The sequence below is a fragment of the Halorubrum rubrum genome (assembly GCF_024494685.1).
Taxonomy (GTDB): Archaea; Halobacteriota; Halobacteria; order Halobacteriales; family Haloferacaceae; genus Halorubrum; species Halorubrum rubrum.
In genome coordinates this window covers 34,217-53,662 of sequence record NZ_JANHDM010000014.1, presented here as the reverse complement: position 1 = coordinate 53,662, position 19,446 = coordinate 34,217, and the positions used below count along the sequence as shown (strand labels likewise).

Genomic DNA, 19,446 nt, shown 5'->3' with positions numbered 1-19,446 from the left:
TGCCGAGGTAACGGGTTCGGTCATCGAGCACTTCCGTAGCCGTCGTCCTCACGAGGGAACCGCCTTCGAGGACAGAGTGACGATTCGAACGGTGACGGTGTGGTTGGTCTCGACGAGACGACCGTCGTGAGCGAACGCGAGGGCCAACTCGGCATCGTTCCCGTCGAGATGATGGATAACACGAGGGGCAGCGTCGGATCTACGCCACGAGCGTCTCCTCGAGCAGCTGGAGCGGGTGTTCGATCTCGTAGCCGGTGCCGTGTTCCATCTGCATCGCGCAGGTCGGGCACTCCGTCATCCCCACCTCGCCCTCGGCGTCCTCCATGTGATCGAACATCTCCTCGCCGATCTGCATCGACTTCTCGTACTTCTCGCTCTTCCAGCCGTAGGTGCCCGAGATCCCCGAACAGGAGTCGCCCACGTCCTCCATCTCGACGCCGTCGACGTCGCGGAACGTCTCGACCGCCTGCCGGGCGAGCCCCTGGTTACGGGCGTGACACGGCGCGTGGTACGCGAACGACTGCTCGTCGCCGGGGCCGTCGCTCTCGGCGAGCGCGCCGTCCAGGTCCTCGTGGATCCGGAGGTACTCCAGCGCCTCGAAGGTGTGATCGGAGACGTCCTCGATGCCGTGGATGTCGAACAGCTCGGGGTACTCCTGCCGGAGCGACATCGAACAGGAGGTACACGACGCGATCACGTCCGCGCCGTCGCCGATCGCCTCGACCAGGTTCTCGACGTTGGTCTCGGCGTGGCGGCGGGCGTCCTTCAACATCCCGTTCGCGAACATCGGCGTCCCCGAGCACTTCTGGGGCGGCACCATCACCTCGTACCCGAAGTGCTCGTACACTCTGACCATCGCTTTCCCCACCTCCGGCGTGTTGTAGTTGGAGTAACAGCCGTGGAAGTACGCCACGCGCTTGTCGGGGTTCTCAATCTGTGCGCCGCCGCGGTCGCGCCACCACTCGCGGAACGTCGTCGTCGCGAACTCGGGGAACTCCCGCTCTTTGGGGATCCCGAGCACTTTGTCCATCGCCCACCGGGCGGGCCCGAAGTTCATCGCGAACGAGGAGAGCCGCGGGACCACGCTCGCCAGCCGCGCCGAGGTCCGGTAGTTCGCTAAGATCCGGTTGCGGACGTACTCGAGGGAGAGCTTCTCCATCTGTTCCTCGACGAACTGGCCGCGCGCCTCGTTGTGCATCTGCGAGAGCGGCACGGAGGAGGGGCAGGCGTCGTCACACCGCATACAGTTCGAACAGGAGGTGATCGACTCGTCGATGTCGTGGTCGTCCTTCCGTTTGAGCCGCCACTGCTCCGGTCCCTGAAACTTCGGGCCGGGGAACTCGTCGTCGACCTCCGCGACCGGACAGGAGGTATCACAGGAGGTACACTTGTAACAGGAGTCGGCCCCGTCGCGCAGGTCGAGGTCGCCCTCCGGGAACACGTCGATCGGATCGTAGGCGTCGGGGTCGAGCTCGGTCGAGTCGCTGCCGCCGGTCGCGCTCTCGACGCCTCCGTCGGTCGCGGTTCGCGGCGCGTCCGCCGCGGCCGACCCGTCCGTCTCGGACGGCCCCGCGCCGGCGCCTTCCTCGTCCCCGCCGTCGGGAACGAAGATCGCCGGGCGCTCGTCGCGGCCGATCTCGGGCACGTTCGGCTGCGGCGTCCCGTCGGTCCCCCCACAGCCGCAGCGTTGGGCGTCGTTCGCCCCGCGGCGGTCGCCGTCGTTCGGTCCGCCGTCCCCGTGCGATCCGTCGGTCCCGTCCGCCCCGTCGCCGTTCTCTGTGTGTCGTGTCATTGCTGAACCTCCCGTGCCGCCTCCCGACCCGCCACGAGGCCGGTCGCGAGCGAGACGCCGCTCGCGGACTTCTCGCGCGCCACGTCCGCGCCGCCGACGACACCGCCGGCGACCCGGACGTTCCCGTACGCAACCTCCCCCGACCCGTCGAGCGGCCGCAGTCGCTCGTCCGGCCGCACACCGAATCGCGCGTACGGCTGCTCGCCGAACGCGTCGTCGACGAACCACTCGTAGCGGTCCGCGGGCTGTGGAACGTGTAGGTCGAGGACCGGCTCGCGCACGCCGTCGCGGTCCGAATCCAGCCCCTTCCCGACCAGCCCGCCCGTCGCGAGCACCACGGCCTCCGCGCCGTACGGGACCTCGCTGCCCTTTCGGTCCATCACGAGGTGGTCGATCCGGCCGCCGTTCCCGTCGCCGCCAGCCCCGCCCTCGTCCGTCTCGTACCCCACCGCGGGCGTCCCCGTCTCGAACCGGACGCCGGCGTCGTCGAGCGCGTCGTACAGCAGGTCCTCGAGCCGGAGTCCGGGCAGGCTCGGCGGCCCCATCGGGACCTCGAAGACGTCCGCGCCGAGCCGGTCGGCGAGCGCCGCGCGCACCTCCGCCGCGTGGTCGTCGCCGAGGAACGCCGGGAACCCGACCCGCTCGACGCGGTCGACGCCGCCGGCCTCGTCGACGACGTCGTGGAGGTGCGGCCCCACCGCCTTCGCCAGCGCCTCGCGGGCCGGCGTGCCGTCGATCGGCTCGTCGCGGTCGAGCGCCTTCGCGAGGCGGGTGACCTTCGCGTCCGCGCGGAACGCCTCCGCGAACTCCACCTCCGCGCCGGCGACGTCGAAGGGGACGCCGGCCGCCGCGAGCCGGTCGGCGAACGCCCGCGCGTCGTACTCGGTGAGCGACCGGAACCCCACGATCAGCGTCGGGCGGTCGTCGCTCGCCACCCCGGCCGCCGCCGACGCGGGGTAGCGGGCGGTCGGTTTCACGCTACCGCCGAACGTCGGTACCAGCGCGTTCCGGTCGGTGTGGCCGCCGAGGTACGCGTCCCCGACGAGGTCGTCGAACAGCGCGAGCCCCTCCCGCAGCGCGTCCGCGCCGACGAGCCGGTACGGGTGGTCCTCGGGGAGCCGGTCGATCGCCTCGAAGGGGTCGGCGATCGGTCCCTCCGGGTCGGGCCACTCGTCGGGGTCGAGGTTCCAGCCCGCGGTCGGCGGCCCCTCGCGCAGGGGTTTCGCCGGCTCGGTCGGGGGGACGTAGCCGAGCGCGTCGATCAGCCCCGACGCCTGCCGCAGCGTGCTCGCCTTGTGCGAGACGAGCCGGACGTCGGCCCCTTCGCGGGCGGCCGCGATCGCGGCCGTGATTCCGGCGATCCCCCCGCCGACGACGAGGACCTCGCTATCGATCGCCATGCGTGCCCCCGTCGGTCGCGTCGGGGCTCTCGGCCGCGTCGATCCCGCCGTCGGTCGCCGTGACGCCGGCGGCCGAGTCGTCCGACTCCGAGCCGTCGCCCGCGGACCCGCCGCCCCCCGGCTCGACCCCCGCGTCGAACGCGCCGAAGTCCACGTCGGCGTCGGTCGTCGCCGGGTCGCCGTCGCGGTTCATCGTGGTGGCGTGGAGCAGGTGGTTCAACATCGCCTGCGAGAGCTGGCGGCCCCACAACGCGTGCCGCTGGCCCTTCCAGCGCTCCTGGTAGAGCTCGTCCTCGGCGTCGCGGGCGACGGGCTCGGGGTACTCTTGCGCCAGTTCCGAGGCGATGCGGTGGGTACAGAATCCGCCCTGACAGTTCCCCATCGAGGCGCGGGTCCGGAGCCGAACCGCGTTCAGGTCGGAGCCGGCCTGTTCGATCCCGTCTCGAACCTCCGCGCGGGTGACCCCCTCGCACTCGCAGACGACGGGGTTGGGGTCGGTCCCGCCCAGCACGTCGTCGGTCCGCGAGCCGAGCCGCTGGGCGGATCTGCGGCCGATCGGCGACCGGATCCCGAACTCCTCCATGTAATCGCGCAGGACGCTGAAGTCCTCGGAGCCGGGAAGCGGCACGTCGGCGGTGTCGCAGTCGGCGTCGTGGCCGAGCTTCCCACAGACGTGGTCGGAGATCGACTCGGCCATCATCCGGTAGGTGGTGAGCTTCCCGCCGACGATGCTCGTCATTCCGGGGAGGTCGTCGCGCTCGGCGTGGTCCAAGAGGAAGTAGTCGCGCGTGATGTCGGTGGGGTCGTCGGTGCCGGTTCCGGGCGGCTCGTAGAGGGGTCTGACGCCCCAGAACGAGCGGAGCGTACGGGCGTCCTTCAGCGCGGGCACGAGTTCGGAGAGCGTCTCGATCATCAGGTCGACCTCCCACTCCTCCTCCGGGTAGTCCTCGGGGTCGTCGACCTCCTCGTCCGTCGTCCCCAGGATACAGGCCGTCTCGTGGGGAACGACGATGTCGGCGTCGCCCTTCGGTCGGCACCGGTTGATCACGGTGTCGACCTGCCGGGTGTTCATCACGGTCATCACGCCCTTCGACGGGCGGACCTCGACGTCGACCCCGGCCATCTCGCCGATCCGGCCGGCCCACGCGCCGGTAGCGTTGACGACGTAGCGCGCGCGGATCTCCTCGGTCGTCCCCGGCTCGCGGTGGACGCGCTTTCCGGGTCCGCTGTCGTGTTCGATCTCGACGCCGACGACCGCGTCGTCCTCGACGAGCACGTCCGTCACCTCGGCGTGGGTCTCGACTCGCGCGCCGTGTTCGCGGGCGTCGGCGGCGTTGGCCACGCAGAGCCGGAACGGGTCGACGGCCCCGTCCGGGACGACGATCGCCTTCTCCACGTCGCGGGCGAGGTACGGCTCGCGTCGGCGCGCCTCCTCGCCGTCTATCACCTCCGCGGGGATGTCGCACGCGCGACATCCCTCGAGCTTCTCCCGGAAGTACTCCTCGGAGTCCTCGGGCCGCTTGACGAACATCCCGCCGGTCTCCTCGACGCAGTGGGCGGCGATGTCCCGGAGCACCCGGTTCTCCTCGATACACTCGCGCGCGCTCTTCTGATCGGAGACGGCGTACCTCCCGCCGCTGTGGAGGAGCCCGTGCATGCGCCCCGTGGTCCCGTGCGTGAGGTTCCCCTTCTCGACGAGGACCGCGTCGAGCCCCCGGCGCGCGAGGTCCCGTATCACGCCGCAGCCGGTCGACCCACCACCGACGACGACGACGTCCACTTGATCGTCCATGTCATACCGCTTGGACTGGGATCACTTTACTTTACCTCCCGTCCCGACCCGATCATAACTATCAGGGATAGTCATTACGTCTTGTCGGACAGCTAACCCACAAATTTATATATTTACCTTTTTTATGCGAGCCGTATCGCGGATTTTAACAGGAAGATTATTATGGTAGTACATTATGTTCACGAATGGCGTGGTAGCTTCCGTGAAGATATGCCGTGGCGGCGACGACAGCGACCCCGCGTCTTCGGTCCGTGGGCCGGCGTGAGGCCCGGACGCGACGTTTCGACGTGGGGAAGGTGACGGTTCGGTCCCGGACTCGGTCGGGACACGGACGGTGGCGTCGTCGTTTCGGCCGGACCAGCGCCGCAGGAGGGATCCAGAACATGACACAGTACGTCGGTGCGATAGACCAGGGGACGACCGGGACTCGCTTCATGGTGTTCGACCACGGCGGGCAGGTCGTCGCGAACGCCTACGAACAACACGAACAGATCTACCCCAATCCGGGTTGGGTCGAACACGACCCGATAGAGATCTGGGAGAACACTCAAGAAGTCGTCCTCGACGGCCTCGCGGACGCCGGATTGGAGGCGAACCAGCTCGACGCGATCGGGATCACGAACCAGCGCGAGACCACGATCGTGTGGGACCGCGAGACCGGTAGACCGGTCCACAACGCGTTGGTCTGGCAGGACCGCCGGACGACGGATCGGGTCGAGGAGCTTCAGGACGCGGGAATGGTCGAGGAGATCCGCGAGAAGACCGGCCTCGAGGCCGACGCGTACTTCTCGGCGACCAAGACCGAGTGGATCCTCGACAACGCCGAGCCGCTCAAGATGCAGAGCTCCCGCGGCGGCGACCTCCGCGACCGCGCCCGCGAGGGCGAACTGGTGATGGGCACGATCGACTCGTGGCTCATCTACAACCTCACGGGCAACCACATCACGGACGTGACGAACGCGTCCCGGACGATGCTGTACAACATCCGGGACCTGGAGTGGGACGACGGACTCCTCGAGGAGTTCGGCGTACCGAAGGAGATGGTTCCGGAGGTACGCCCCTCCTCCGACGAGGAGTACTACGGCCACACCGACGCGGACGGCTTCCTCGGCGAGGAGATCCCGGTCGCGGGCGCGCTCGGCGACCAGCAGGCCGCGCTGTTCGGCCAGACCTGCTTCGACGAGGGCGACGCGAAGAACACCTACGGCACCGGCTCCTTCTACCTGATGAACACGGGCAACGAGGCCGTCGAGTCCGACCACGGACTCTTAACGACCATCGGCTTCCAGATGTCCGGCGAGCCGGTCCAGTACGCGCTGGAGGGCTCCATCTTCATCACCGGAGCCGCCATCGAGTGGCTCGAGGACGTCGACCTGATCAACAACGCGGCCCAGACCGCCGAACTGGCGCGGTCGGTCGAGTCGACTGACGGCGTCTACATGGTTCCGGCGTTCACGGGCCTCGGCGCGCCCCACTGGGACGGCCGCGCCCGCGGTACCATCGTCGGGATGACCCGCGGCACGAGCAAGGAGCACATCGTCCGCGCGACGCTCGAGTCGATCGCCTACCAGACCCGCGACGTGGCCGAGGCGATGGAGGCCGACTCCGGCGTGGAGACGACGAGCCTCCGCGTCGACGGCGGGGCGGTGAAGAACAACTTCCTCTGTCAGCTCCAGTCGGACATCATCCAGACCGAGATCGCGCGACCGGAGGTCGACGAGACGACCGCGCTCGGTTCCGCGTACGCCGCCGGGCTCGCGGTCGGCTACTGGGACACCGTCGACGAGCTGCGCGACAACTGGCAGGTCGACCGCGAGTTCACGCCCGAGAAGGAGCAGGGGGAGGTCGACAAACTGTACGACCGGTGGGGCGACGCCGTCGAGAAGTCGCTCGACTGGGCGAGAGACGACGAGGGGGACGAGTAGATGAACTCCGCAGTCGCGATGGGAGTCCTCGCGCAGGCCAGCGGCTGGAACGCGGGTTCGGTCGACGCGGTGCTCGAGATCCTGCTCGACCCGACCATCTGGCTCGGCGCGGCCGCCGGCGGCGCGTTCGGTGCCGCCCTCGGCGCGCTCCCCGCGTTCATCTTCACCGGGTTCCTCGTGATCGCCGGCGTCTGGGGCGGCGACGCCGCCTCCGGCGTCGGCGTCGGCGTCGGCTTCGGGCCCGTCTTCGGCCCGCACATCTCCTTCGCCGGCGGCGCGGCCGCGGCGGCCTACGCAGCCAAGAACGGCGAGATGGAGTCCGGCTTCGACTACCACAACGCGAAGGACATCGGCTTCGCGCTCGGCAGCAAGCCGGACATCCTCGCCGTGGGTGCGGTCTTCGGCGTGTTCGGCATCGTGCTCGAACAGACGTTCCGGAACCTCGCGATCCCGACGGACCCGATCGCCTTCACCGTCGTCGCGAGCGCGCTGTTACACCGTGCGGTGTTCGGCTACTCCGTGATCGGCACCGTCAGCGACAAGGCGAACGGGTTCATGGACATGGGTCCCTTCGAGCGCGGCGAGATGCGCGAGGCCGACGAGGTGCCGGGCGACGGCGAGAAGTCGTCGGAGGACCGGCTCGCGGTCGAGCCGTGGCTGCCGAACATGTACAAGTGGTCACACGTTGCGGCGATCGGGCTGACCGCGGGGCTGGCAGCAGCCTACGCCGCGATCCAGACCGGCAGCCCGTTCCTCGGGTTCGGGATCAGCGCGGCGACGCTGCTGTTCTTGAACCTCGGCGTCGAGCGGATCCCGGTCACACACCACATGACCCTGCCAGGGGCGACGGCGTACCTCGCCACGGCGGGGACGGGCTACAGCCCGCTCGTGGCGCTGCTCATCGCCGGGCTCTTCGGGCTGCTCGGCGCGGTCGTCGGCGAGGCGTTCCAGCGCGTCTTCTACGCGCACGGGGACACCCACGTCGACCCGCCGGCCGCCTCCATCGCGATCACGCACACGCTCATCGCGATCCTCTCCATCGCGGGGATACTCGGGTCGGCCGTGTGGGTTCCCGGAGCCATCTGAGCCGCCACCGGAGCCGATTTTTAGGCCGTCGGAAGCGCCGAGGCACACAGCAGATACGCAACACTCCCGGAGATGACCCCGACACCAACCGCGGTGACGAAGCCGTGACCGAGACCGAACGAACCCACCGCGACGGCGGAGGCCGCCACCAGCGCCAGCCCGGCCGCGCCGTGGTGGTAGTTTCCGGCCGTCGGGTGATCGCGCAGCGGTCGCCGGTCCGGCTCCGGAACGCGGACGCTGGCGTGGTACGGAACGTACAGCCGCGTCCCGATCCCGGCCGTCGCCGCGACGATCGAGGAGAACTGTACGTCGCCGATCAGTTCCCGGACGGCCAGGAAGACGCCGATCGCGACGACCAGCGCGAGCACCTTGCTCCACCTGTCGGCGGCGACCACCGACTCGTGGAACGACCCTTCGGACATGCTCGCCGGGAAGCGGCCGTTCGGGTTAAGTGTGTGGTCGAACGTGAGGGCGACTCACTCCCCGTCGCCGCCGCGGTCGATCGGTACGGAACCGAGCCCGTGGGGGTGGATTTAACAGCGAGTGGGGCGAGCGGGCCGCATGAGCACGCTGGGTCTCGAGAAGCGCGACGGACGGAACATGCTGGTGGTCGCGGCCGTCGTGACGCTCGTCATCGCCGGGACCGCCGAGGGGGCGCTCGGCGTTCGGGTCGTCGCCGGGACGGTAGCCGGCGTGATGAGCGCCGTCGTCTTCGTGATATCGACGCTTCTCATCAACCGGTACGGACCGGATCACTGGTAGGGTGGGGCCGCCGCCCTCGACGTGATTCGCGTCGCGGTTCCCGTCGTTCCCACCGCGGTTCGTATCGGTTTTATTCCCGTACCGGGGAGGGAGGAGCGTGAACATCGACGACCGGATCGAGCGGCGGCTTGGGTACGACACCGGGGCGGGCGTCTTCGTCGACTTCGACGCCGTCTCCCCGGTGTTCCACCTCGAGTCACCGATCGGTCGGGGGCCGGCGATCGAGCGCCTGCTCGACGCGTTCAGCCCGGCTTTCTCCGGCGCGCTGCCGCCGAGCACCTACGTTCACGGCCCGAAGGGAAGCGGCAAGTCCGCGGTCGTCTCCGCGCTGTTCGCCCGGCTCGCGACCCACACCGGGCCGCCGCAGGCGATCCAGACGTCGACGCGGGCGGTCGAATCGTCGCTTCCGGGGTTCGTCTACGTGGACGCCAGGCGGGCTTCGACCCGATTCCGGCTCTATCACGACGCCCTGGCGGCCGTCGCCGACGAAACGATCCCGGACCACGGCATCGGGACCGACGACCTCGCCGAGTCGCTCCGGGACGCGATCCGGACGGGTCCGGACGTCGTGGTCGCGGTCGACCACACCAACGAGCCGGAGACGCCGAGTCCGGCGACGGTCGTCGAGTGGCTCACCGACGTGAGCGGGCACATCGTTCCGGTGTGTCTCGGACGGGAGCCGCCCGAGGAGATCGCGTGGAGCCCCGACGAATCGGTGGCGTTCTCGCGATACCGTCGGCACGTGCTCGTCGAACTGTTGACGAGCCGCTGTTCGACGGGGCTCGGTCGCGACGCGCTCAGCCACGACCAGGTCCGCGAGATCGGCGAGTGGGCCTCCGGGGACGCTCACGACGCGCTCGCCGCGATCGCGGGCGCCGCCATCCGCGCCGAGCGCGCGGGCGTCTCGACGATCCGACCCGAGGACGTCGACGCGGGAATCGAGGAGGTTCCGAAGCCCTGTGTCACGCTGGGGCGCGTCCTCTCGCTCTCGGAGAGCCGCCGCCGGCTCCTCTACGAGCTCGCGACGCTGCCCGAGTCCGACCGGTCGTCGGTGAGCGCCGCGACGGAGACGATCGCCTCGCGTCGGCGCGTCGACCTGTCGCCGTCCACGGTACGTCGCGTGCTCTACGAGCTCGCCGACGCCGGGCTGCTCGATCGGGTGACCGTGCGACGGAGCGACGGCAAGGGCCGGCCGCCGAGCCGGCTCGTCCCGCGGTTCCCGACGCTCGTCTACCGCGAGCTGTTCGACCGATCGACACGCGGCTGAGCCGACTCCTCGGTCCCTTCCTCGCCGAACGGAAGACAGTTGTCACCGGCGACCCGGTGTGTCGACATGGTTCCGCCCCTCGCGCTCGACATCGACGGGACGCTGACGACGCCGGACGGCCGAGTCGATCCCCGCGTCTTCGAGCTGTTGCCCGACTGGGAGGCCCCCGTGGCGCTCGCGACCGGCAAGGCGTTCCCGTATCCGGTGGCGCTCGCGGGGTTCCTCGGCCGTGACGCGACCGTGATCGCCGAGAACGGCGGGGTCGTCCACGTCGGCGACGAGACGACGATCCTCGGCGACTCCGCGGCCGCGTGCGCCGTGATCGAGACGTTCCTCGAGCGCGGCGGCGACCTGGGCTGGGGCGGGGACGAGACGGTGAACCGGTGGCGCGAGACGGAGGTGGCGGTCTCCGTCGACGCGGACGAGGCGCTGTTGCGCGAGGTCGCCGCGGCCGCCGGGGGCGTGGAGGTCGTCGACACCGGCTACGCGTTCCACGTCAAGTCGCCGGACGTGAACAAGGGAGACGGGCTCGTCCGGGTCGCGGACGCGCTCGGCGTCGATCCGTCGGCGTTCGTCGCGATCGGCGACAGCGAGAACGACGTCTCGACGTTCGAGGTGGCCGGGGACTCCTACGCCGTCGCCAACGCCGACGAGGCGGCGACCGCGGCGGCCGACGTCGTCCTCGAGGCGGGGTACATGGACGGTACCGCGGCGGTGCTGGAGGCGTTGCGTGCGGGCCAGGATCCGTGATCCCCGGTCAGTGGTAGGGGTACCGCCCGGTCGCGCCGCACTCGCGGCACCGGACGACGACCCGGCCGGGACCGAGCCGGACCCGGCTCGTCTTGCCCGGTCGGAGGTACACGTCGCAGTCGTCGCAGGTCTTCCGCTCGAACTCGCGGGGGACGCCACAGCGGTTCCGCTCGGCGATCCGCCTCGCGAGGCGGACGTACTCCCGCGCCCGGTCGTACTCGTCGTCGACGACCGCCTCGCGCGCGAGCCCGAACAGTCGCTCGATCCGTTCTTCCGGGATCCCCATGCGCTTCCGGTATCCCCCCATCGCAAAGGCGTTGTCGTCCGCGGTCGGAGCCGTCCGGAGCCGGAGCGGCGGGATCGGAGCCTCTCGGTCGATCCGCCGCACCGACCCGCATCCTTTTTGAACGCTCCACGCCAACCCGCTCGCATGAAGGAATCCCTGATGGACGTGATCTGCTGTCCGCTCGACAAGGCCGACCTCGAACTCGACGTCGACGAGCGGGACGACGAGGACATCCTTGAGGGGACGCTCACCTGTACCGAGTGCGGCGAGGTCTACCCGATCGAGGACGGGATCCCGAACCTCCTCCCGCCGGACATGCGCGAGGAGGAGGAAGCGGCGGCCTGAAGCAAGCGGCGGCCTGGGCCGAGGTACGCCGCGGGTGCCGGCGGATCCGAGAACGTCCCCTCGTTCTCGTACGGACAGGGGACCCCGTGGAACGAGGGGACGTTCACACTCGGAACATATCCGCGAGTACATGTCGTGTCCTGAAGGAAAGAGGGGGTTTTGGTCAGTACTCCAAGGATCGCTAGCGAAATGCTTGATACGACTGGACGCTATTACTATGACATATTATGACAAAGGCACTCGAAACGGGTATTGGCAGCGATAGGGTCGACAGTCTCGTGAGTGCCACCCGAACCAGTCTCGGCGACTCCCTCCGAAGCGTCGTGTACTTCACTCCGTCCGCGTTCGACGTACTGTACGTCCGACAGGATCTCTATGCGTCTGACGATGCTGCTCGGGAAGTGAAGGCGGAACTGGTCAGCCTCGAACAAGTCGGATTCGCGGAGCGACCAGTTCGGACGACGATCGCACACAGGGACATTGGATCGGATATCGGACCGTACAATTTCACCGTCCGGTTCCACGAGAACGGGTTCGTTGTGCGGGTGCTCCAGGACGACGTTGGCGTGCTCTTCACTGCCGACAGCATGGATGTCTCCGCATTCGAGGAGGCGATCAGTGCTATCAGGGGAGTACTCCGCGGCGAGTGACACGGCCGTCGTAGGCGAGAAGTCCCTGGTGGTGTGACATCCTCTCCACACTGAGGAGCGAAGATTCCCATGGCACCGTCCCGCTGGTTTGGGATGTTTCCGGTTCGTAGCTGCCCCGATGACGGCTACTGGCTGTGCCAATCAACCGGTACTACCCTCCCGGCATGGGAGTCGGAGGTACTTGTCGGATTCATCCGCGCGCTGAAGCGCGGGATGATGTCAATCACAGCGGAGTTGATCCGCGATTCGTGTGGCTGCTGCGAGGTGTTCGTTTGCTGTTGAGTCGCCCGTGTCATCAACTTCGTCGAGAAGGGCCGCCATTTGGGTAGCACGCTTGCGAACGAGTTCCGGATCGTTCGGAACTTCGACGAGGTCAGCTGCGACTGCTTCCGCTTCACCGATCCAACGATTCGCGGCACGTTCAATCGGCAATTCCGCCGTTGCCGCCAAGTGGCCGTGTAACTCGTTGACAGCAGCTCGTCGCTCGTCGTCATCTTCGATCGGCGAAGGTACCATTGCCAGCAATAGGACGTCGCCGGACAAAAATGGAAGCATACCACGTTTGTACGGGATTGAGGTCATAACCGCGTCGATGCTGACGGTCGAACTAGGGGAGTGCGGTTTTAGCTCGCCGCGACATGCGGTTCATAAGCATACAGACGAGATACAGTTATATTCTCTCCCAACCCATATTGTGTATGATGTCCACATTACTCAAAGACGACGTAGCAGTTGTTACCGGTGGTTCCAGCGGGAACGGACGCGCGATCGCTCGACGGTTCGCTTCGGAAGGAGCTGATGTCGTTATCGCGGACATTCAGGAGTCTCCTCGCGAGGGGGGAGACCCGACGCACGAACTGATCGAGGCCGAAACGGAGGCGAGGGCGACGTTCGTCGAGTGTGATGTCACGAACGTCGACGATCTCGAGGCGGCGGTCGAGGCGGCCGAGGAGTTCGGTGGTGTCACCGTGATGGTGAACAACGCGGGAATCTTCCACGGCGAGGAGTTCCTGGAAGTCGACGAAGACGCGTTCGATCGGATGATGGACATCAACGTCAAAGGTGTCTATTTCGGCGCACAGGCGGCCGCAAAGCGGATGGTCGAAGCCGGAGGCGGGCGGATCATCAACCTCTCGTCGGTAGCCGGTCTCGAGGGCTCCGGCGAGTTCATCACGTACTGCGGGACGAAAGGCGCTGTGCGACTACTCACGTACTCGATGGCAGCGAAGCTGGGACCCGACGGGGTTCGGGTGAACGCTATCCATCCGGGACTGATCGAGACGACGATGACGACTGATGATTACCCGATCATGGGGACGGATGCTGAAGAAGAGTTCCTACAGGCGATCCCGTCGCGGCGAGCGGGCCAGCCTGAAGACGTCGCGGATGCAGCGGTGTATCTCGCAAGCGATCTCTCGGACTACGTGAACGGTGAATCGCTCGTCGTGGACGGCGGGATGACGAATACACAGTAGACAGTGAACGACGGTCACAACGGGGGCTAACCGTCGGATTATGCTTTCTAGTCGGAACGCAGTGATCGATTCGCGAGAACCAGTCACCGCCTGTTCCTGGTACCTCCGACCGACTAGAAGATGATCTGAGGGATATCCTGTAATCGGGTGTTCGACTGAGTACCCGATGACGATGGGCCGATGGAACCCGTCGGGTTCGAGAAACCGCCGGAGACCCGGATGGCGTTTCTCAGCACGTACGGCTCCATGGGCATCGCCCTGGGGAAGGCCGACAGTCTCAGAGGACGCTGGGATCCGAAAACGATACCGACGGCGTTCTACAGCCTGAGCAGGCCGAGTGCCTCGGGGCTTGACCCCGAGGGTGAAGGCCGTACGCTCCACGAGCTGGACTGTGACATCCACCTGATCGATCCCAACTGGATCGGGCGTCCTGTCCGACGACTGGAGCGAGAACACGCCGCTGCGTCGGTGTGTCTTCACGGGGCGCACTTCCTGCCGGCGAGCCGTCTCGACCATGCGGTCGAGTATCCTCGACCCACCGACGTACCCTTGCTCGGCCGCTTCCGTCACCCGCAGGTCGACACCCTTCGGCCTCGCGGACGGCGATCGGCCGGTCGCACGGACGGCGGTTCAATCGCGCCGGTGCCCGAGCGGCCGCTTCCGGTCGACCTCGACCTCGACGTGGATCGAGTCCGGGAAGTCGCGACCGACGACGTCGCGGGCGACGTCGTCGGCGCCGTGGATCTCCATCGACCGCGTGTACACGTCGTAGCGCCACGGTGAGAACTCGTCGCCGGCGCGAAGGCGTTTGTACTGGGGAACGCTGACGGTCTCGGGCGGGGAGGCGTGCGGGCCCTTACACTCCGCACCCTTCCGCTCGAGGGTGTCTTTGAGCTCCTGGACGGTCTCGGCGAGCACGTCGCGGTCGCCGGAGGCGAAGGAGAGTTTCGTGACGAAGGTCATGGCTGGGGGTCGTGGATGAATGGTCCCCCGAGGCGTAAAAACACATCTACTGGCGGACACGCCCGGAGGAGCTCGAGCGTGACGGTTCCGCGGACCCGCGCAGATCGACGGAGAGCGTTGGAAAGGGTCGAGGAACCGGCAATTCCGACACCCTCTTTACCGGTCGTTGCTTACCTGAGGCTAATGACGGTCGAAGCGACCAGTTCCGGAGCCATCCTCTTCCGCGATACCCGCGGCGAACGGGAGTACTTGCTCCTGAAGAGCCGACCGGGGGACTGGGAGTTCCCCAAAGGCGGGATCGAAGGCGAAGAGGAGCTCCAGCAGACGGCGATACGGGAGGTGTCCGAGGAGGCAGGGATCGAAGACTTCCGCCTCATCGACGGCTTCCGTCGGGAGTACGACTACGTGTTCGAGGCCGGCGGGAAGACGATACACAAGACGGTCCACCTGTTCATCGCACGCTCCTTCGAGGCGAGCGCGGAGCTCTCGAAGGAGCACCGCGACCTCCAGTGGCGCGATTACGAACAGGCGATCAACACGATCACCCAGGACGGCCCGCGAGAGATCCTCGAGGAGGCTCACGAGTACCTCGACGAGCTCCAGGAGGAGGCCGACGACGGCTACGTCTGAGGCGGGCGTGACGGTGGCATCGACTCGCCCCGGACGACCGCGTCGGCGACGACGACGGCCGTGATCTCCGACGCCGAGTTCGGCTACGAGATGCTCGTTTGCCGGTACGCCGAGTTGACGTGGTACCCCGACGCCGACCCGCGTCCGGCGCTCGTCTCCAGACAGCTCGGCACGAAGCGGCGGCGCTGGGACACGGTCGTGATCGAGGTCGATCCGGAGGAATTCGCCGCGCGGCGAGCATTCGGCGACCGGACTCTCGACTCCGACCTCCTCCACGTCGTCCGAGACGCGCCGGCGGAGTGGACGTGGTACCGCGACGCGCTCCCCGATTCGGGCTACCCGTGGCGATACGTCCGACAGGCGGTCCACCGCGCCGCGGGCCGGGAGCTGATCGAGAAGCGGCGGCGGGGGAACCGGATCGAGATCCGACGCCACAGGCCGTATCCCGACTGGGTCGAGCGGATCGTCGCGATCGAGAACAAGCCCGACCTCGACCGGTCGGCGGCGGACGTGCTCGCCGACCAGCTCGCCCACGACGTCGAGACCGCCCTCGCGGACGAGGTCTGGCTCGCGACGGAGGCGACGGGCGACCGCGTCGAGCCCGCGCTCCTCCGCGAGATGCCCGTGGAGGCGGGGATCCTGACCACGTCGTTCGTCGGTGACGATCCGGGAGGCGACGACGTCGTCGACGCGGACGCCGCGACCGTGGACTGGCTCCCGAGCGACCTCGCGCCGAGCGGGTCGGGGAACCGCGACTCCGAGACGGTCACCCGTCGCTTGGAGATAGCCGAGCGCGCCTACGGCAAGGGGTGGCGCTCCTACCACGACACGATGCGGCCGGACTGCCGGCACTTCCAGCTTCGCCGCGCCGGCCGGGCGCTCGTTCCGCGCTGTGCGGCCAAGGGCCGATGCCCCACCGATCGGGAGTGTTCGGGCTCCTGTCCGGCGTTCTCGCCGGAACCCCCCGCGTGGCGGACGAAGGGGTGGCCGATCGAGGGCGGTCCGGGCAAGGGGATCCGCGCGCTCCTCTCGCGGCGTCGAGAGCGCGAGCGGGACCGGGTCGAGCCCGATGAGTGACGGGAGGGGTCAGACGAGCGCCGCCGCCAGCTTCTCCACCGGGTGCGGCGGCTCCGGGGCCGCGTCGTCGCGCTCCTTCAGCTGCGTGCTACAGGACGCGCCGGGCGCGACCACCTCGTCCGCGTCGCTCCCGTCCACCTGCGCGAAGAGATCCTCGCCGATCGCCTTGCTCATCGAGTAGTGTTCGGCCTCGTAGCCGAACGAGCCGGCCATTCCACAGCAGGTGGTGTCGAGCGGCTCGACGCCGTAGCCGGCCCGCCGGAGGACGCCCACCGCGTGGTGGTCCTTCTTCGTCGCCTTCTGGTGGCAGTGACCGTGGTAGGCGAGCCGCTCGCCGGGCGCGTCGAAGGAGATCGCCTCGTCGAGGCGGAGGGCGTCGACGTACTCCATGACGCCGAAGGTGGCCTCCGAGAGCGCCGCGACGTCCTCGTCGGGCACGTCGCTGGCGTCGCCCCCGAGCAGGTCGGCGTAGTCCGACTGGAGCATGACCGCGTCGGTGGGCTCGACGACGACCACGTCCCATCCCGCCTCGACGTCGGGCGCGAGCGTCTCGACGGTGTCGCGGGCGGTCGCTCGGGACTCGTCTACGAGCCCCTTCGAGTGGGGCGGCCGTCCGCTTCCCTTCACGTTCGGGATCGCCACGTGGCAGTTCGCGGCCTCGAGTACGCGCACCGCGGCCTTTCCCGCGCTCGGGCTCGTGTAGGTGGTGTACACGTCGGGGAACAACAACACGTCGTGGTCGGCCTCCTCGCGGGGGACGCCCGCGCCGCCGCGGGCCTCGAACCAGTCGATCAGGCTCTCCGAGCGGAACGTCGGGAGGTCGCGCTCGCTCGCGATCCCGAGCGTCTTCTCGAGGACGAGCCCCGCGCCGGGGAGCTTCCCCGGTAGATTCGACAGCGGCGCGAACCGGGAGCCGAGCGGCGCGAGATCCTCGAACTTCCCGAGTAGTCGGGTCCTGAGACTCGCACCGTGCTCCTGGTGGTGGGCGTGTTCGACCTCGGCTTTCAGCTTCGCCATGTCGACACCGCTCGGACAGTCCACCTTACACCCCTTACACCCCACACAGAGGTCCATCACCTCGGTCACGAACTCGTCCTCGGTCGGGTCGTCGGGGAGCTCCCCGTTCATCGCGCCCCGGAGCAAGTTGGCGCGCCCCCGCGTCGACTGGATCTCCTCTTCCGCGGCGCGGAAGGTCGGACACATCACGCCGCCGGTCGTCTCCTGTGGCCCCCGGCAGCCGCCACAGCCGTGACAGAGCTCGACCATTCCCCGCATCCCGTTCTCGTTGTCCCACTGCATCGCGGCGTCGAAGCCGGCATCGAACTCGTAGTCGGGGTCGAACCGGAGGTTCTCGCTCATGTCGAAGTCGCCGCAGACGTTGCCGGGGTTGAGGAGCCAGTCGGGGTCGAAGGCGGTCTTGAGGTCGCGGAACGCGTCCCAGAGGTCGTCGCCGTACAGCTTCCGGTTCCACTGGGTGCGCGCGTGGCCGTCGCCGTGCTCGCCGGAGACCGATCCCCCGAGCCGGACGACCGCGTCGGTCACGCGGTCGGCGATCTCGACCATCGTCTCCACCTCGTCGACCTGTTTCGTGTCGATCAGCGGCCGAACGTGGAGCACGCCCGGTCCGGCGTGCGCGTAGAACGTCGCGAACGTGCCGGTGTCCTCGAGGATCTCCTGGAACTCGCGAGTGTACTCGGGGAGGTGCTCGGGCGGGATCGCGCAGTCCTCGATGAAGGAGATGTGTTTGGCGTCGGAGGTCCGCGACAGCAGGATCGGGAGCCCGGACTTGCGCATCTTCCAGAAGCGGTCGCGCTCGTCGGCGTCGTGCGCCTCCATGGCGTGGAGGGCCCGCTTGGGTTGGGCGGTCGTCTCCGCCGCGCCCGGAGCCGGGTCGGCGACCGTCGACGCGCCGTCGACGCGATCGGCGACGAGGTCCGCGACCTTCCGCCGTCCCGCCTCGTCGTCCTCGGCGTAGAACTCGACGAGGAGGACGGAGTCGGTTCCCTCGGGGAGCATGCCGACGACCTCCGCGAACTCGGGGGTGTCGGCCGCGAGCGAGAGCAGCACGTCGTCCATCACCTCGACGGCCGCGGGGTCGTGGTCGAGGATCGGCGCGACGTCCTCCATCGCATCGAGGAGGTCGCCGTAGGTGAGAAGCGCCACCGCCTTCGTCTCCGGGATCTCCACGAGCGAGACGGTCGCCGTCGTCACCGTCGCGAGGGTTCCCTCGCTGCCCGCCATGAGCCGGCCGAGGTTGATCACGCCCTCCTCGCCGTACTCGCCGCGGTACTCCGCGAGCAGCCGGTCGAGGTTGTAGCCGGAGACGTTACGTTTCATCTCCGGGAAGCGCTCGTCGATCTCGTCGGCTTCCTCGTCGATGATCCGGACGATCTCGGCGTGGATCCGGGCGAGGAGGTCGTCGCTCTCGGGGTCCGCGGACTCGCGGAGATCCGCGACCCGCTCCTCGCCGAAGGTCGCGACGGTCCCGTCCGCGAGCACGACCTCGAGCTCCTCGACGTAGTGGTCGGTCTTCCCGTACTTGAGCGAGTGCGACCCGGTGGAGTTGTTCCCGATCGCGCCGCCGACCGCGGACTTGTCGCGCCAGGCGGGGTCGGGCGCGAACTTCAGCCCGTGCGGCTCGACCGCCGCGTTGAGGTCGCCGACGTACGCGCCGGCCTCCACGCGGGCGGTTCGGGCCTCGGGGTCGGCGTCGAGCACCGCGTCCATCGCCTTGGTGAAGTCGAGGACGACCGCCTCGTTCACGGTCTGGCCGGCCAGCGAGGTGCCGCCGCCGCGCGGCAACACCGGGATCTCCTCCTCGAAGCAGTACTCCTGGACCGCGGCCACGTCCGCGGTCGACTCCGGGAAGACGACGCCGATCGGCGTCACCTCGTACGCCGAGGCGTCGGTCGCGTACAGCCGGCGCGAGTAGTCGTCGAACCGCACGTCGCCCTCGACGCGTCGGTCGAGCGCGTCGACGAGGTCGGGGCGTTCGACCGTCCCGCCCGTGTACTCGAAGTTCCCTCCCTCCCGCGGGTCGCGTTCCGACCCGCTCGAGTGTGTTGCCATGCGACTCCCTCGCGCTCGGACCGACAAAAGTCCCTCGGGGTCGGCGAGATCTCTCTGTGCTGGCCCTCGGAGTCGGCGAGATCTCTCTGTGCTGGCCCCGAGGTCTGCGGGCTCGCTCGGCGCGACGCCCGTCGGTCGACCACCGGAGGTTTCATTCGTCGACTCGCGGATCGTCCG

The 19,446-nt window shown here is 68.3% G+C and carries 18 protein-coding genes; 10 read left to right on the top strand and 8 right to left on the bottom strand.

The window, feature by feature from the left end; genetic code table 11:
• Window positions 1-199: 199 nt before the first annotated feature.
• From NO889_RS14340 to glpA, 3 genes are read right to left on the bottom strand one after another with little or no spacing between them, the layout of a single operon-like run.
• A complete protein-coding gene (locus tag NO889_RS14340) occupies window positions 200-1,792 on the bottom strand; it encodes an anaerobic glycerol-3-phosphate dehydrogenase subunit C (RefSeq protein ID WP_256412913.1) in 1,593 nt (530 codons plus the stop codon).
• Window positions 1,789-3,192 carry a glycerol-3-phosphate dehydrogenase subunit GlpB gene (gene glpB / locus NO889_RS14335; protein ID WP_256412912.1) on the bottom strand — a complete coding sequence of 468 codons (1,404 nt, stop codon included), beginning with the start codon at window positions 3,190-3,192 and terminating at the stop codon, window positions 1,789-1,791. Before glpB ends, NO889_RS14340 begins: the two co-directional genes overlap by 4 nt.
• Window positions 3,179-4,984: an anaerobic glycerol-3-phosphate dehydrogenase subunit GlpA gene (gene glpA, locus NO889_RS14330; protein WP_256412911.1), complete on the bottom strand. Its 1,806-nt coding sequence runs from the start codon at window positions 4,982-4,984 to the stop codon at window positions 3,179-3,181. Before glpA ends, glpB begins: the two co-directional genes overlap by 14 nt.
• A gap of 383 nt (window positions 4,985-5,367) precedes the next feature.
• Between glpA and glpK the strand changes: the two genes are divergently transcribed.
• Together glpK and NO889_RS14320 are read left to right on the top strand one after the other, a co-directional pair.
• Window positions 5,368-6,909 (top strand): glycerol kinase GlpK, encoded by a 1,542-nt coding sequence (gene glpK, locus NO889_RS14325; protein ID WP_256412910.1) that lies wholly within the window; start codon window positions 5,368-5,370, stop codon window positions 6,907-6,909.
• Window positions 6,910-7,995, top strand: a complete 1,086-nt coding sequence (locus tag NO889_RS14320) for a DUF7973 family transport facilitator (RefSeq protein WP_256412909.1) — start codon at window positions 6,910-6,912, stop codon at window positions 7,993-7,995.
• A gap of 20 nt (window positions 7,996-8,015) precedes the next feature.
• Here NO889_RS14320 and NO889_RS14315 read toward each other — a convergent pair whose 3' ends face one another.
• Window positions 8,016-8,417: a hypothetical protein gene (locus tag NO889_RS14315; protein ID WP_256412908.1), complete on the bottom strand. Its 402-nt coding sequence runs from the start codon at window positions 8,415-8,417 to the stop codon at window positions 8,016-8,018.
• 139 nt (window positions 8,418-8,556) lie between these two features.
• On the opposite strand from NO889_RS14315, the gene NO889_RS14310 reads away from it, so the two are divergent.
• The 3 genes from NO889_RS14310 to NO889_RS14300 all read left to right on the top strand — a co-directional run bounded on the left by NO889_RS14310 (window position 8,557) and on the right by NO889_RS14300 (window position 10,774).
• Entirely contained in the window at window positions 8,557-8,757 is a 201-nt protein-coding gene (locus NO889_RS14310) for a hypothetical protein (protein WP_256412907.1), read from the top strand.
• Between the two features lie 97 nt (window positions 8,758-8,854).
• Window positions 8,855-10,024: a Cdc6/Cdc18 family protein gene (locus tag NO889_RS14305; protein WP_256412906.1), complete on the top strand. Its 1,170-nt coding sequence runs from the start codon at window positions 8,855-8,857 to the stop codon at window positions 10,022-10,024.
• A 66-nt stretch (window positions 10,025-10,090) separates the two neighbouring features.
• On the top strand, window positions 10,091-10,774 hold the full coding sequence (locus tag NO889_RS14300; protein WP_256412905.1) for an HAD-IIB family hydrolase: 684 nt from the start codon (window positions 10,091-10,093) through the stop codon (window positions 10,772-10,774).
• Between the two features lie 7 nt (window positions 10,775-10,781).
• Here the strand turns inward: NO889_RS14300 and NO889_RS14295 are convergent, their stop codons facing one another.
• Window positions 10,782-11,060, bottom strand: coding sequence for a ribonuclease P protein component 4 (locus tag NO889_RS14295; protein ID WP_066418556.1), 279 nt, complete (start codon window positions 11,058-11,060; stop codon window positions 10,782-10,784).
• Between the two features lie 144 nt (window positions 11,061-11,204).
• On the opposite strand from NO889_RS14295, the gene NO889_RS14290 reads away from it, so the two are divergent.
• Complete coding sequence (locus NO889_RS14290) at window positions 11,205-11,405, top strand: methytransferase partner Trm112 (RefSeq protein WP_256412904.1); 201 nt, start codon at window positions 11,205-11,207, stop codon at window positions 11,403-11,405.
• Window positions 11,406-11,632: 227 nt separating this feature from the next.
• Window positions 11,633-12,055 carry a DUF7522 family protein gene (locus tag NO889_RS14285; RefSeq protein ID WP_256412903.1) on the top strand — a complete coding sequence of 141 codons (423 nt, stop codon included), beginning with the start codon at window positions 11,633-11,635 and terminating at the stop codon, window positions 12,053-12,055.
• Between the two features lie 219 nt (window positions 12,056-12,274).
• Here NO889_RS14285 and NO889_RS14280 read toward each other — a convergent pair whose 3' ends face one another.
• Window positions 12,275-12,610 (bottom strand): DUF8152 family protein, encoded by a 336-nt coding sequence (locus NO889_RS14280; RefSeq protein WP_256412902.1) that lies wholly within the window; start codon window positions 12,608-12,610, stop codon window positions 12,275-12,277.
• 146 nt (window positions 12,611-12,756) lie between these two features.
• On the opposite strand from NO889_RS14280, the gene NO889_RS14275 reads away from it, so the two are divergent.
• Window positions 12,757-13,530, top strand: coding sequence for an SDR family oxidoreductase (locus tag NO889_RS14275; RefSeq protein WP_256412970.1), 774 nt, complete (start codon window positions 12,757-12,759; stop codon window positions 13,528-13,530).
• Window positions 13,531-14,160: 630 nt separating this feature from the next.
• Here NO889_RS14275 and NO889_RS14270 read toward each other — a convergent pair.
• Window positions 14,161-14,493, bottom strand: a complete 333-nt coding sequence (locus NO889_RS14270) for an uS10/mL48 family ribosomal protein (RefSeq protein ID WP_256412901.1) — start codon at window positions 14,491-14,493, stop codon at window positions 14,161-14,163.
• Between the two features lie 183 nt (window positions 14,494-14,676).
• Here NO889_RS14270 and NO889_RS14265 point away from each other — a divergent pair, with 183 nt between their 5' ends.
• Window positions 14,677-15,123, top strand: a complete 447-nt coding sequence (locus NO889_RS14265; protein ID WP_256412900.1) for a bis(5'-nucleosyl)-tetraphosphatase — start codon at window positions 14,677-14,679, stop codon at window positions 15,121-15,123.
• A gap of 60 nt (window positions 15,124-15,183) precedes the next feature.
• On the top strand, window positions 15,184-16,200 hold the full coding sequence (locus NO889_RS14260) for a DUF5787 family protein (RefSeq protein ID WP_256412899.1): 1,017 nt from the start codon (window positions 15,184-15,186) through the stop codon (window positions 16,198-16,200).
• A gap of 9 nt (window positions 16,201-16,209) precedes the next feature.
• On the opposite strand, the gene NO889_RS14255 is transcribed toward NO889_RS14260, so the two are convergent.
• Window positions 16,210-19,269: an FAD-binding and (Fe-S)-binding domain-containing protein gene (locus NO889_RS14255; RefSeq protein ID WP_256412898.1), complete on the bottom strand. Its 3,060-nt coding sequence runs from the start codon at window positions 19,267-19,269 to the stop codon at window positions 16,210-16,212.
• Window positions 19,270-19,446 lie beyond the last annotated feature (177 nt).

What these genes read in the sequence shown, in the direction of transcription:
- NO889_RS14255 (WP_256412898.1), bottom strand. Translation starts at nt 19,269, where the DNA reads ATGGCAACACACTCGAGCGGGTCGGAACGCGACCCGCGGGAGGGAGGG.
- NO889_RS14265 (WP_256412900.1), top strand. Translation starts at nt 14,677, where the DNA reads ATGACGGTCGAAGCGACCAGTTCCGGAGCCATCCTCTTCCGCGATACC.
- NO889_RS14275 (WP_256412970.1), top strand. Translation starts at nt 12,757, where the DNA reads ATGTCCACATTACTCAAAGACGACGTAGCAGTTGTTACCGGTGGTTCC.
- NO889_RS14315 (WP_256412908.1), bottom strand. Translation starts at nt 8,417, where the DNA reads ATGTCCGAAGGGTCGTTCCACGAGTCGGTGGTCGCCGCCGACAGGTGG.
- NO889_RS14290 (WP_256412904.1), top strand. Translation starts at nt 11,205, where the DNA reads ATGAAGGAATCCCTGATGGACGTGATCTGCTGTCCGCTCGACAAGGCC.
- glpB (WP_256412912.1), bottom strand. Translation starts at nt 3,192, where the DNA reads ATGGCGATCGATAGCGAGGTCCTCGTCGTCGGCGGGGGGATCGCCGGA.
- NO889_RS14295 (WP_066418556.1), bottom strand. Translation starts at nt 11,060, where the DNA reads ATGGGGATCCCGGAAGAACGGATCGAGCGACTGTTCGGGCTCGCGCGC.
- glpK (WP_256412910.1), top strand. Translation starts at nt 5,368, where the DNA reads ATGACACAGTACGTCGGTGCGATAGACCAGGGGACGACCGGGACTCGC.
- NO889_RS14285 (WP_256412903.1), top strand. Translation starts at nt 11,633, where the DNA reads ATGACAAAGGCACTCGAAACGGGTATTGGCAGCGATAGGGTCGACAGT.
- NO889_RS14320 (WP_256412909.1), top strand. Translation starts at nt 6,910, where the DNA reads ATGAACTCCGCAGTCGCGATGGGAGTCCTCGCGCAGGCCAGCGGCTGG.
- NO889_RS14300 (WP_256412905.1), top strand. Translation starts at nt 10,091, where the DNA reads ATGGTTCCGCCCCTCGCGCTCGACATCGACGGGACGCTGACGACGCCG.
- NO889_RS14270 (WP_256412901.1), bottom strand. Translation starts at nt 14,493, where the DNA reads ATGACCTTCGTCACGAAACTCTCCTTCGCCTCCGGCGACCGCGACGTG.
- NO889_RS14280 (WP_256412902.1), bottom strand. Translation starts at nt 12,610, where the DNA reads ATGCTTCCATTTTTGTCCGGCGACGTCCTATTGCTGGCAATGGTACCT.
- glpA (WP_256412911.1), bottom strand. Translation starts at nt 4,984, where the DNA reads ATGGACGATCAAGTGGACGTCGTCGTCGTCGGTGGTGGGTCGACCGGC.
- NO889_RS14310 (WP_256412907.1), top strand. Translation starts at nt 8,557, where the DNA reads ATGAGCACGCTGGGTCTCGAGAAGCGCGACGGACGGAACATGCTGGTG.
- NO889_RS14340 (WP_256412913.1), bottom strand. Translation starts at nt 1,792, where the DNA reads ATGACACGACACACAGAGAACGGCGACGGGGCGGACGGGACCGACGGA.